Here is a 12898-nt window from a genome sequence, read left to right as displayed (position 1 = left end):
ACGGAAAAGCCATTGGTTTCGCTCTGGCACCCGGACAGGCCCATGAACTGCCACTGGCGCCAGCCATGCTCGACGATCTCCCCTCTGTTCCCCTGTGGGTCGTGGCGGACAAAGGCTACGCGTCAGACGCCTTTCGTGAACGGATATGGGACATGGGAGCCCGACCGGCCATTCCCGCGAAACGACGCGATGCGCCGGTCGCCTGTCCCAAATGGGCCTATCGATGCCGACATCTTGTGGAGAACCTCTGGGCTCGTCTCAAGGAATGGCGCGCTGTCGCAACCAGATACGAAAAAACAGCAACCTCGTTCCTCGCGGTCATCCACATCGCTGCCGCCGCAGACTGGATCAAGTGCTAACAGGCCCTAGTGCTGATCGTGCTGGAAACGCTGGCGGTCCTGGTGCCGCTGCTGCTGGGGGTTGCGTACCTGACACTGGCCGAACGCAAGGTGATGGCCGCCATGCAGTTGCGCAAGGGGCCGAACGTGAACGGCCCGTTTGGCGTGCTGCAGACCTTTGCCGACGCGATCAAGATGCTGACGAAGGAAACGGTGATCCCGTCTGGCGCCAACCGGATGCTGTTCCTGTTCGCGCCATTCCTGACCTTTTCGCTGGCCATGGTGGCGTGGGCGGTCATTCCCACGGGTAACGGACTGGCCATCGCGAACATCAATGTGGGTGTGCTGTACCTGCTCGCGATTTCATCGTTGGGGGTCTACGGCATCCTGATCGCGGGGTGGGCGTCCAATTCCAAATACGCCTTTCTCGGCGGGCTGCGCTCGGCGGCACAGATGGTGTCGTACGAAGTCTCCATCGGGCTGGTGATCGTGTCGGTCCTGCTGGCGGTGGGCAGCCTCAACCTCAATGACATCGTGCTGGCGCAGCGCCACGTCTGGTTCTGCCTGCCCATGTTCCCGATGTTCATCGTGTTTTTCATCTCGGCGCTGGCCGAGACCAACCGCGCGCCATTCGACCTGCCGGAAGGCGAGAGTGAACTGGTGGCGGGCTTCTTCGTCGAATATTCGGCCCTTGCCTTCGGCCTGTTCTTCCTGGGTGAATACGCGAACATGTTCCTGATGTCGGGCATGGTCAGCATCCTGTTCCTTGGCGGCTGGCTGCCGCCGCTGGGGATCGCGCCCTTTACATGGATACCGGGGCCGCTGTGGCTGATCGCGAAGATCCTGTTCTGCCTGTTTGTCTTCATCTGGGTGCGCGCGACATTTCCCCGCTACCGCTACGACCAGCTCATGCGGCTGGGCTGGAAAGTATTCCTGCCGTTTTCGCTGGCATGGATGGTGCTGAGCGCGGGATTCCTGATGGTAACGGGCCTTCTGCCCGGAGGAGCAGGCTGATGGGTACATTAAGCAAAGCCGCCCGTTCCATGCTTCTGTCCGAACTGGTGTCGGGCATGAGCGTGACGCTGAAGGCGTTTTTCAAGCCGAAGGCCACGATCAACTACCCCTATGAAAAGGGCGTGCTGTCACCGCGCTTCCGTGGCGAACACGCGCTGCGCCGTTACCCCAACGGGGAAGAACGCTGCATTGCGTGCAAGCTGTGCGAGGCGACATGCCCGGCCGAAGCCATCACCATCGAGGCCGAACCGCGTGACGACGGATCCCGCCGGACCACGCGCTACGACATTGACATGACCAAGTGCATCTATTGCGGCCTGTGCGAGGAAGCCTGCCCGGTCGATGCGATTGTCGAAGGCCCCAATTATGAGTTCGCGACCGAAACCCGCGAAGAACTGATGTACGACAAGGACAAGCTCCTGGCCAATGGCGACCGCTGGGAAAGCGTTCTCGCCCGCAGGCTTGAACTTGATGCCCCGTACCGCTGATACCGCACGGCGGGCGCGGCGCAGGCCGCACCCGTCATGCCGGCAGGAGGAAACATCCATGCGGCAGGAAGCTCACCCATGATGACCCAGATTGTCTTTTACGTCTTTGCGGCGGTTCTGGTCCTGTCCGCCACCATGGTGGTGTGCGCGCGCAACCCCGTGCATTCGGTGCTGTTCCTGATCCTTGCGTTCTTCAACGCGGCGGGGCTGTTCCTGATCGCGGGGGCCGAGTTCCTCGCGATGACGCTGGTGATCGTCTATGTCGGCGCGGTCGCGGTCCTGTTCCTGTTCGTGGTCATGATGCTGGATGTCAATTTCGCGCGGATGCGCGAAGGCGTGCAGCGTTACGCGCCCATTGGCGGCGTGGTTGGCGGCGTGCTTCTGGTTGAACTGATCATGGCGTTCACCCACTGGCGCGTCGCCACCAACATTGACCAGGTCGGGCATCTTGTCCCGTCGTCGCCCACGCGCACCAACACGGCGGCACTCGGCGACGTGCTTTATACCCATTACATCTTCCTGTTCCAGTCATGCGCGCTGGTGCTGCTGGTGGCGATGATCGGCGCAATCGTGCTGACGCTGCGTGACCGGCCCACCGGGCGCCGCCAGAACATCGACCGCCAGCACGACCGCACGGCCGCCGACAGCCTGGAAATGCTTCAGGTTCCGCTGGGCGCGGGCGTTGCGGCGCAGGGCGGCTTCCTGCGCCCGCACACGTCATACGACGTGGCGGCGGTGCCGGGCACGTACGGCACGCAGGCGTGGCGCGAACAGGAAATGGAAGAAGAAACACAGACCGCGCTGGTGGTCATCGCCCCCGCGACAGGCACGAAAGGACAGGACAATGCATAGCGCGATTGAGGGGATCGGCCTTGCGCCATACCTGAGCATTGGCGCGATCCTGCTGGTTCTGGGCGTGTTCGGCATTTTCGTGAACCGCAAGAACGTCATCATCATCCTGATGTCGATCGAACTGATCCTGCTTTCGGCCAATATCAATTTCGTGGCGTTTTCGGCCGCCACCGGCGACCTGTCGGGACAGGTGATGACCCTGTTCGTGCTGACCATCGCGGCGGCGGAATCCGCCATCGGGCTGGCCATTGTCACGGTCTATTTCCGTAATCGCGGCTCGATCGAAGTCGATGATATCACGATGATGAAGGGGTAAGGGAAATGCAGACGGCATCCTTCCTGTTTGAAGTGGCGGTGTTCGCGCCCCTTATCGGCTTCCTGGTGGCGGGCTGTTTCGGTCACCTGATGGGCGACAGTGCCGCGCGGTTCACCACCATCGGCCTCATGATCTGTTCGGCGCTGGCGGCCATTGGCGTGCTGGGGTTCGAGATGGGCGACGTGGGCACGTTTGTCGTGCCGGTGGCCGACTGGGTTCACGCCGCGGGCTTCCGGGCCGACTGGCAGCTGCGCATGGACATGCTTTCGGTCAGCGTGGTGGCCATGGTCACCGTGGTCTCCCTGCTGGTGCATGTGTACAGCGTGGGCTACATGGCGCATGAGGCGCGGCCGGTGTACCGCTTCTTTTCCTACCTGTCGCTGTTCACGTTCGCCATGCTGATGCTGGTGACGTCGGACAACCTGCTGCAGCTGTTCTTTGGCTGGGAAGGGGTGGGGCTGGCCAGTTACCTGCTGATTGGCTACTGGTATGACCGGCCTTCCGCCTGTGCTGCCGCGATCAAGGCGTTCGTGGTCAACCGTATCGCCGACCTGTTCTTCCTTGTCGGCATCTCGCTGATCTTCATCCGGCTGGGCAGCGTGTCGTATGAGGAAATCTTCGCCGCCATCCCCTACCATGTGAACGACACGTTCGCGCTGTTCGGCACGCATCCGCTGTATGAGGTCATCGCGACGCTGCTGTTCATCGGGGCGATGGGCAAGTCGGCGCAGTTGTTCCTGCATACATGGCTGCCCGATGCGATGGAGGGGCCGACCCCGGTTTCCGCCCTGATCCACGCGGCGACCATGGTGACGGCGGGCATCTTCCTCATGGTGCGCATGTCGCCGCTGGTGGACCTGGCGCCGGTCACCCGCGATCTGATCGTGCTGGTTGGCGGCACGACAAGCTTCTTTGCCGCGACCGTGGGGCTGGTGCAGCCCGACATCAAGCGCACGATTGCCTATTCCACCTGTTCGCAGCTTGGTTACATGTTCGTGGCTGTTGGCGTGGGGGCGTATCAGGCGTCCATGTTCCACCTGACCACGCATGCGTTTTTCAAGGCGCTCCTGTTCCTTGGCGCGGGCTGTGTGATCCATGCCGTGCATGATGAACAGGACATGTTCCGCATGGGCGGGCTGTGGCGGAAGATCCCCTTCACCTATGCCGCCATGTGGATCGGCAGCCTTGCGCTGGCCGGTATCTTTCCCTTTGCCGGTTACTGGTCAAAGGATGCGATCCTGGAAGCGGCATGGATGTCGGACAGCGGCATGGGCCATTATGGCTGGGTCATGGGGTGTGTCACCGCGTTCCTGACCGCGCTGTACAGCTGGCGCCTGATCTTCCTGGTGTTCCACGGCAAGCCGCGTGACGCGCACCTGCATGACGGCGCGCATGAAAGCCCGGCTTCCATGATGGTGCCTGTCGGCCTGCTGTCCGTAGGCGCGGTGATTGCGGGTATCGTGCTGGAACCGTTCTATATCGGCAGCCACCAGGCGGCGTTCTGGAACGGGGCGATTGCCGCCATTCCTGGCCATGACGTGATCGAACGCCTTGAACAGACACCCGGCTTCATCGCGCTGGTGCCGACATTCGCCGCCGTGCTGGGCATTGCGGTGGCCTATGTCTGCTATATCGCAAGCCCCGGCATCCCGGCGGCCCTCGCGCGCAGCCTGCGCCCGCTTTACCTGTTCCTGCTGAACAAGTGGTATTTCGACGAACTGTATGACGTGGCCATCATCCGTCCCTATCGCGCGATTGCGCGCCTGTTGTGGAAGGGCGTGGACGAGGACGTAGTCGAGGGCATACCCGAAGGGCTGGCCCGCCTGACCGCAGGTGGCGCGGGGCAGGCCGTGCGCATCCAGACCGGGTCCATGGCGGTCTATGCCTTTTCCATGCTGATCGGGCTGGTGGTGCTGCTGACCACCATGCTGTTCTTCCGCTAACCCCGCATGTCAGGGCCAATACCAATGAACTGGACACTTGCACTGCCCGAAATCGTGCTGGCCCTGTCGGGGCTGGTCATCCTGCTTGCCGGGGTGATGCAACGGCGTGGGCAGGCCTTCTTCTCCTGCGCGATGATGACGCTGCTGGCCCTGGTGGTCACGGGCATCCTTGTCGTGCTGTCGCCCGATGGCACCGGATACAGCCATATTTTCATCAATGACGGCTTCGCCCGTTTCATGAAGGTGCTGAGCCTGACGGGTGCCGCGCTTTCGGTGGTGCTGAGCGTGGGATACGCGCGGGAAATGGAAATCGACAAGTTCGAATTCCCTGTCCTGATCGTGTTTTCCACGCTGGGCACGATGATCATGGCGTCATCGGGCAACCTCATGACGCTGTTTGTCGGGCTGGAACTGTCCTCGCTGTCCATCTACATCCTGTGCGCCTTCGCGCGGGACCGGGTGACGGCGGCGGAAGCGGGGCTGAAGTATTTTGTGCTGGGGTCGCTGGCGTCGGGACTGCTGCTGTATGGCATCTCGCTGGCGTACGGTTTTGCCGGGACGATGGAATATGCCGGGCTGCAGCAGGCGGTGCGCGGCAGCGCGGTGCTGCCCGCCGGGCTTATGGTGGGCATCGTGTTCGTGCTGGTGGGGCTGTGCTTCAAGCTGTCCATGGTGCCGTTCCACATGTGGACGCCCGATGTGTACCAGGGCGCGCCCACCTCGGTCACCGCCTATATGGCCGGGGCGCCCAAGATCGCGGCATTCGCCGTGCTGCTGCGCGTCATGGCCGGCCCCTTTGGCAGCATGACGCCACAGTGGCAGCTGCTGATCGAGGTCGTCTCCGCCGCGTCCATGGTGTTCGGGTCACTGGCGGCCATTCCGCAGGGGAACATCAAGCGGCTCATGGCGTATTCCTCCATCGGGCACATGGGCTACGCCATGATCGGCATGGCGGCCGGCACGGCGGAGGGCACGCGCGGCACGCTGGTCTATCTGGTGACCTACCTGTTCATGAATGTCGGCGCGTTCGCGGGGATTGTCGCCATGCGCCGCAAGGGGCGCGCGGTCAGCCGGATCAGCGACCTGTCCGGTCTGGGGCGCACCGACCCGGGCATGGCGCTGGCCATGGCGGTGTTCATGTTCTCCATGGCCGGGGCACCGCCGCTGGCCGGGTTCTTTGGCAAGCTCATGGTGTTCTATGCCGCGATCAACGCCCATCTTTACGGGCTGGCGGCAATTGGTATCGTCAGCAGCGTGATCGGGGCGTATTACTATATCCGGATCGTCAAGATCATGTTTTTCGATGCCGCCGCCCCGGCGCTGGACCGCTCGCCTGTTTCCGTCTCCTTCGTATCGGTGGGAATGGGGCTGGTGACCACGTTCTTTGTGGTGGGGCTTGGTCCCGTTGCGACAGCAGCACAGGCGGCGGCGAGCGCATTGTTCAGGTAACGCATGACCCAGCCCGCCCATCGTCCCTCCGTTGTCACGATACCCCGTGGCGACGGCTCCGCATGGCGGATGGAGGTGCATGACAGGCTGGGATCGACATCCGACCTGTGCAAGGCCCGGCTTGAGGCGGGCGAGGGGGCGGATGGCGTCGCCATACTCGCGCTGGAACAGACGGCGGGGCGGGGCAGCCGCGGGCGTGAATGGTGCGATCCTGGTGGCAACCTTGCCCTGTCCATCATGCTGGTGGGGCAGGGGGCATCGGTGCCGGTGGGGTTGTGGCCGTTCATTGCCGGGCTTGCGCTGCATGACGCCATCGCGGGTTACGTACCTGCCGGTCATGCGCTGGAACTGAAATGGCCCAACGACCTGCTGCTTGATGGGTGCAAGATGGCGGGTATCCTGATCGAGAGCGGGATCGGCCCCGGGGTGTCATGGCAGGTGATCGGCATCGGGGCCAATCTGCGTGGCAAACCCGATATCGCCGGGCGCACGCTGGCCTGCCTGGCGGATTGCGGGGGCGATGTGCCGGACGCACCCGAAGTGGCGCGCGCGATCCTGCACCATCTGGATTTGTGGCTGTCGCGTTATCGCGCCAATGGTTTTGGCGCCATCCGCACCGCATGGCTGGAACGCGGGCACGCGATTGGCACCTTCATACGGGTTACGTCAGGAAACCGGCAGTTTATCGGCACGTTTGCAGGGTTGGGGGATGACGGTATCCTGTTGCTGCGCACGCCCGAAGGGGTGCGTCGCGTGGTGACGGGGGACGTGCTGATGGTCCCCGCGCACCCAGAATAATCGGCCCCGGCAAAGGAAAGAGATTTAAGTTGGCGGGATTACATGATAATCCCATGCATGATTTCATGGCGAAAGGTGTCGAGCGCCGTCCACCCGTACCGGGTGGCATGGGCTGCTCCACCCGAAGCCGACAGGGCAGGCGGACCGGCGACATGCTGGCGCCAGACAGGATTTTGGCCCCGACCGGGCTGACAACAGGGCACGTAACAACGGCACGGGACAGGCGTTCCGGGGCCATTTTTCAAACACATCTGAAACCATGGTAACTGACACAGGATTTGTTGATGAATGATATGACAGGCGTTTCATTCCTCCCGTTAGGCGGAACAGGCGAAATCGGCATGAACCTCAACCTGTACCGACAGGGTGAGGCGTGGCTGGCGGTGGATTGCGGCATCGGCTTCAGCGGCAATGACACGCCGGAGGCGGAAATCATCCTGCCCGACCCGGTTTTCATCGCCGAACGCAGGGACAGGCTGACCGGTATGGTCGTCACCCACGCGCATGAAGACCACCTGGGGGCGATCGCCCATCTGTGGCCGCAGCTTGGCTGCCCGGTCTATGTCACGCCGTTTGCCGCAGCCGTGCTGCGCCGCAAGCTGGGGGAGGCAGGCCTGCTGCAGCAGGTGCCCATCCATGTGATCGCCCCCGGCAGCGCCTTTACCGTCGGGCCGTTTGACCTGCGCTTCGTCTCGGTCACGCATTCGGTGCCGGAATCACAGTCGCTGGTGCTGCGCACGCCGCAGGGCATCATTGTCCATACCGGGGACTGGAAGATCGATCCCGACCCGCAGGTCGGACCGCCGACCGACCTTGAAACCTTCGCCGAACTGGGGCGTGAGGGCGTGCTGGCCATGGTGTGCGACAGCACCAATGTCCGCACCGAAGGGCCGTCCGCGTCCGAAGCCGATGTGCGGCGCGAGATGACGCGCCTCATCGCCTCGCTCGAGGGGCGGATCGCGGTGACCTGCTTCGCCAGTAACGTTGCCCGCGTGGAAACGCTGGCCATGGCGGCAAAGGCCGCTGGCCGCCGCGTTGCCGTGGTCGGGCGCAGCCTGCGCAACCTTGAGGTCGCGGCGCGCGAATGCGGCTACCTGTCGGATGTGCCGCACTTCCTGTCGGAACAGGACGCCAATTCCATTCCCGACAGCCAGATCCTGCTGATCGTGACCGGTAGTCAGGGCGAGCCCCGTTCGGCCCTGTCGCGCATCGCGGCCGACACCCACCCCAACATCGCGCTGGGTGAGGGGGATACGGTCATCTACAGCAGCCGCATGATCCCCGGTAACGAGCAGGCCGTGATCCAGGTGCAGGACAGCCTGACCCGCCGTGGCGTGCATGTCATTACCGACAAGGACCACCTTGTTCACGTATCGGGCCACGCCACGGGTGGTGACGTGCGCAAGCTGTATGACCTCGTGCGTCCGCGTTTCCTGATCCCGGTGCATGGCGAATGGCGTCACCTGACCGCCAATGCCGCCATTGCGCAGGAACTGAATATTGAACCCGTGCTGCTGGAAGATGGCGATATCCTCGACATCCGCGCCGACGGGGTCGAGATCGGCGATACCGCCCCCACCGGGCGTCTGGTGCTGGATGGCGGGCGTATCCTGCCCATGAATGGCGGCGTACTGTCGGCGCGGCGCCGGATGCTGTTCAACGGCATGGTGCTGGGCAGCTTTGCGGTGGATGATGAGGGCTACCTGATCGGTGACCCGAAGGTCAGCGCGCCCGGCCTGCTGGATGCCGAAGACCCCGAAACCCAGCGCGTGACCGAGGAATTCGGCAATGCGCTGGATGAAATCCCCGATGAACTGCGTGAAAACGACGCGACCTTCCGCGAAGCGGCCAAGACCGCGCTGCGCCGCGCGCTGGGTCGCAAGCTGCAGAAGCGCCCGCTGGTCGATGTGCATCTGCTGCGGGTGTAGCTGACGGAAAGTAATGAAAGTTTTCTGGTGCCGTCTTTTTTGAACAGGGCGGCACCAGAAACGTCTTTATGATCCTTGGGCCGCAAATGATTATGGCAGGGAACGGATGAACCGTTTCCTGCCATTATTTTTTTGGTACGTTTTCCCTAAACCCGGCGTCTCGTGTGCAACCAGATTTGCCTGCGCACCTTAGCCCCGGCACGGGGTTGCCGCCATGCCCCCTCACGCGGATGTTTACGCATTGCCGGCCTTTGGCCATCACGCTTCGGTGTGGCGCGGGGGGATATCACGCACATGCCCCATTCCACGGGCGTTGTGATTGGTCTAGGGTCCGCTGCATTATCGGTTCTCATACTTCAAGGTTCATACGGATATGCGTCTGTCCCGCAGTTTTCTGCCGACCCTCAAGGAAAATCCGGCCGAGGCCCAGATCACGTCGCACCGGCTCATGCTGCGTGCGGGCATGATTCGCCAGACCGCGGCAGGCATCTATGCCTGGCTGCCAGCCGGCCTGCGGGTGCTGCGCCATATCGCGAATATCGTGCGCCACGAACAGGACGCCGTGGGCGCGCAGGAACTGCTGATGCCCACCATGCAGTCCGCCGAACTGTGGAAGCGTTCGGGCCGCTATGACGCCTATGGCCCGGAAATGCTGCGCATCCGTGACCGGCATGAACGCGACATGCTGTTCGGCCCGACCAACGAGGAAATGATCACCGACCTGTTCGGTCAGGCGGTCAAGTCCTACAAGGAACTGCCGCAGGTGCTGTACCAGATCCAGTGGAAGTTCCGTGACGAGGTCCGCCCCCGCTTTGGCGTGATGCGCGGGCGTGAGTTCTACATGAAGGACGCCTACAGCTTCGACCTCGACCATGATGCCGCGGTTGATACCTATCGCCGCATGATGCTGGCCTACCTGCGCACGTTCCAGCGCCTTGGCGTGCGCGCGATCCCGATGCGCGCCGATACCGGTCCGATCGGTGGTGAACTGAGCCACGAATTCCTGATCCTGGCCCCGACGGGGGAAAGCGGCGTGTTCTTCGACGGCGCGCTGGAGGACCAGGACTGGCTGGGTGAAAACGTTGACCTCAATGACCGGGCGTCGCTTGAAAAGTTCTTCACCGGCATGACGTCGTTCTATGCCGCGACGGATGAAATGCATGACGCGGAAGCATGGGCGAAGGTGCCGGCCGAACGCCAGCGCGAGGGGCGAGGCATCGAGGTCGGGCATATCTTCAACTTCGGCCGCAAGTATACCCAGTCCATGGACATCGCGGTCAGCGGCCCCGACGGCGCGCCGCTGTATCCGGAAATGGGGTCGTACGGCATTGGCGTCTCGCGTCTTGTCGCCGCGATCATCGAAGCCAGCCATGATGACAACGGCATTATCTGGCCCGCGTCCGTAGCCCCCTTCCGGGCCGCCATCATCAACCTGAAGAATGGTGACGCGCAGTGCGACGCCATCTGTGAAAAGCTGTATGCGGCAGCGCCTGATGACCTGCTGTATGACGATCGTGCCGAACGCGCGGGCGCGAAGTTTGCCGATGCTGACCTGCTGGGCCATCCGTGGCAGCTGATCGTGGGGCCGCGCGGGGCGAAGGATGGCAAGGTGGAAGTGAAGAACCGCCGCACCGGGGAACGCACCGAGGAAACGGTGGACGCGGCCCTGGCCCTTATCGCGAAAATACGCGTCTGATGTTTGGTCCCTTCGAGCGGATGGTCGCCGGGCGTTACCTGCATGCCCGGCGGGGGGAGCGGTTCGTTTCCGTCATCGCGATCTTCTCGCTTGTGGGGATCGCGCTGGGTGTCGCCACGCTGATCATCGTCATGTCGGTCATGAACGGGTTCAAGGCCGACCTGCTGGGCCGTATCCTGGGGCTGAATGGCGATCTCAGCGTCTTTGGCGTGACACGCACCATCAGCGATTATGATGACGTGGCCGGACGGGTGCACAGGGTGCCGGGCGTCGTGTCGGCGGCCCCACTGGTGGAATCGCAGGTACTGCTCAATTCCGGCAGCTACAATGCGGGCGGGCTGGTGCGCGGCATGACGCGGGCCGACCTGCAGGCGCTGCATGAGGTCAGCGACAACCTTGTCGCCGGTTCCATGGACGATTTTGGCGGCGATGACACCATCATCGTCGGCACCACGCTGGCGGAACGCGCGGGGCTGACGGTGGGCGGCAGGCTGACGCTGGTTTCGCCCCAGGGGGCGGCGACCGCATTCGGCACCATGCCGCGCGTGCGCGCCTATCGCGTGGTGGGCATATTTGATGCGGGCGTGAATGACTATAACGCCAGCTATGTGTTCCTGCCGCTGCATGCGGCGCAGGTCTATTTCCAGCTACCGGGGCAGGTGACGCAGGTGCAGGTCATGACCCGGGATGCGGAAAACGTCGCCCCCATCCGCCAGGCGATCGAAAAGGCGATGGATGGCAACGTGCGCGTCATGGACTGGACGCAGAGCAACAATGCCTTCTTCGGCGCGGTACAGGTGGAACAGAACGTGATGTTCCTGATCCTGACGCTGATCATCCTTGTTGCGGCCTTCAACGTGATCTCGTCGCTGATCATGATGGTCAAGGACAAGAGTGCCGATATCGCCGTGCTGCGCACGCTGGGGGCGACGCGTGTGGCGATCATGCGCATCTTCCTCATGTGCGGGGCATCGGTGGGGGTGACGGGCACGTTTGTCGGCACCGGACTTGGCATCGTGTTCTGCCTGAATATCGAACATATCCGCCAGCTTCTGCAGCGCATCACCGGCACCGACCTGTTCAATGCCGAGGTGTATTATCTGGAACACCTGCCCGCCAAACTGATCTGGTCGCAGGTGATCGAGGTGATCGTGATGGCGCTGGTGCTGTCGCTGCTGGCCACGCTGTACCCGTCATGGCGGGCGGCAAGGACGGACCCGGTGGAGGCCCTGCGCCATGAGTGATGCCCTGAACAACGCCCCGCCGCTGCGCATGGATGGCGTGGCGCGCCGTTACATCAGCGGCGAGGAAACGCTGGATGTGCTGCGCGGCGCGGACCTGACGCTGCACCCCGGTGAGATCGTGGCCCTTGTCGCGCCTTCGGGCACCGGGAAGTCCACGCTGCTGCATCTGGCTGGCCTGCTGGAAAAGCCGGATGCGGGCTGTGTCATGGTGGCGGGGCAGGACGCGGGCGCGCTGAAGGATGCCCGGCGGACCGAGATCCGGCGCGACCGGATCGGGTTCGTGTACCAGTTCCATCACCTGCTGGCCGAATTCAGCGCCCGTGAAAATGTCATGCTGCCGCAGATGATCGCGGGCGTCGCGCGCAGGGATGCACGCGCGCGGGCGGACGAACTGCTGTCCATTTTCGGGCTGGGGCACCGGCTGGACCATCTGCCGGGCAAGCTGTCGGGGGGGGAAAAACAGCGCGTGGCCATTGCGCGCGCGCTGGCCAACCGCCCGCATGTGCTGCTGGCGGATGAACCAACGGGCAACCTGGACGTGAATACGTCTGACGCGGTGTTTGACGCGCTGCTGGAAACCGTGCGCGCCCATGGGGTCGCCGCCCTGATCGCGACCCATAACATGGACCTTGCCCGCCGCATGGACCGCATCGTGACCCTGCGTGACGGGCTGGTCGTGCCGGTGGCGCCTGCCACCTGAAAATCTGTAAAAAGCTTCAAAGAACGCCGCTTTTAACAAAAAGGCGGCACCCAAGAAACTTTTGTCATTTTTTATGCATGGCAGGTCATGCCTTGCGCACGGGGCGTGCGAATCAGATGCGGTGTGGGGTAA

Annotated in this window: 12 protein-coding genes; all 12 read left to right on the top strand. The window is 63.0% G+C overall.

The genetic code is table 11. From position 1 onward, the window contains the following. On the top strand, positions 1 to 359 hold a 359-nt coding region (locus GEU01_RS12195; protein WP_019086314.1), incomplete at its 5' end, for an IS5/IS1182 family transposase. Positions 360 to 368: 9 nt separating this feature from the next. Further along, positions 369 to 1352 (top strand): NADH-quinone oxidoreductase subunit NuoH, encoded by a 984-nt coding sequence (nuoH, locus tag GEU01_RS22700; RefSeq protein WP_019086313.1) that lies wholly within the window; start codon positions 369 to 371, stop codon positions 1350 to 1352. Continuing rightward, complete coding sequence (gene nuoI, locus GEU01_RS12185; protein ID WP_010506357.1) at positions 1352 to 1840, top strand: NADH-quinone oxidoreductase subunit NuoI; 489 nt, start codon at positions 1352 to 1354, stop codon at positions 1838 to 1840. The genes nuoH and nuoI overlap by 1 nt, the downstream gene beginning before the upstream one ends. A gap of 78 nt (positions 1841 to 1918) precedes the next feature. Next, entirely contained in the window at positions 1919 to 2692 is a 774-nt protein-coding gene (locus GEU01_RS12180; protein WP_019086312.1) for an NADH-quinone oxidoreductase subunit J, read from the top strand. Continuing rightward, a complete protein-coding gene (nuoK, locus tag GEU01_RS12175) occupies positions 2685 to 3008 on the top strand; it encodes an NADH-quinone oxidoreductase subunit NuoK (protein WP_010506353.1) in 324 nt (107 codons plus the stop codon). Before GEU01_RS12180 ends, nuoK begins: the two co-directional genes overlap by 8 nt. A 5-nt stretch (positions 3009 to 3013) precedes the next feature. Further along, the gene (gene nuoL / locus GEU01_RS12170) at positions 3014 to 4951 is read left to right on the top strand and encodes an NADH-quinone oxidoreductase subunit L (RefSeq protein ID WP_019086311.1); all 1938 of its coding nucleotides are present in this window, start codon (positions 3014 to 3016) and stop codon (positions 4949 to 4951) included. A 24-nt stretch (positions 4952 to 4975) separates the two neighbouring features. Next, positions 4976 to 6400: an NADH-quinone oxidoreductase subunit NuoN gene (gene nuoN / locus GEU01_RS12165; protein ID WP_019086310.1), complete on the top strand. Its 1425-nt coding sequence runs from the start codon at positions 4976 to 4978 to the stop codon at positions 6398 to 6400. A gap of 3 nt (positions 6401 to 6403) precedes the next feature. Further along, positions 6404 to 7198, top strand: a complete 795-nt coding sequence (locus tag GEU01_RS12160; protein WP_019086309.1) for a biotin--[acetyl-CoA-carboxylase] ligase — start codon at positions 6404 to 6406, stop codon at positions 7196 to 7198. A 284-nt stretch (positions 7199 to 7482) separates the two neighbouring features. Continuing rightward, positions 7483 to 9126 (top strand): ribonuclease J, encoded by a 1644-nt coding sequence (locus GEU01_RS12155; protein WP_019086308.1) that lies wholly within the window; start codon positions 7483 to 7485, stop codon positions 9124 to 9126. Between the two features lie 373 nt (positions 9127 to 9499). Then, on the top strand, positions 9500 to 10822 hold the full coding sequence (gene proS, locus GEU01_RS12150; RefSeq protein WP_019086307.1) for a proline--tRNA ligase: 1323 nt from the start codon (positions 9500 to 9502) through the stop codon (positions 10820 to 10822). Further along, positions 10822 to 12066 carry a lipoprotein-releasing ABC transporter permease subunit gene (locus GEU01_RS12145; protein WP_019086306.1) on the top strand — a complete coding sequence of 415 codons (1245 nt, stop codon included), beginning with the start codon at positions 10822 to 10824 and terminating at the stop codon, positions 12064 to 12066. The genes proS and GEU01_RS12145 overlap by 1 nt, the downstream gene beginning before the upstream one ends. Beyond that, complete coding sequence (locus GEU01_RS12140) at positions 12059 to 12766, top strand: ABC transporter ATP-binding protein (RefSeq protein WP_019086305.1); 708 nt, start codon at positions 12059 to 12061, stop codon at positions 12764 to 12766. The genes GEU01_RS12145 and GEU01_RS12140 overlap by 8 nt, the downstream gene beginning before the upstream one ends. Positions 12767 to 12898: the final 132 nt, after the last annotated feature.

Source organism: Komagataeibacter europaeus LMG 18890, assembly GCF_000285295.1.
Taxonomy (GTDB): Bacteria; Pseudomonadota; Alphaproteobacteria; order Acetobacterales; family Acetobacteraceae; genus Komagataeibacter; species Komagataeibacter europaeus.
Note: the sequence above shows the minus strand (reverse complement) of the source record. Positions and strands in the feature narration are given on the sequence as shown.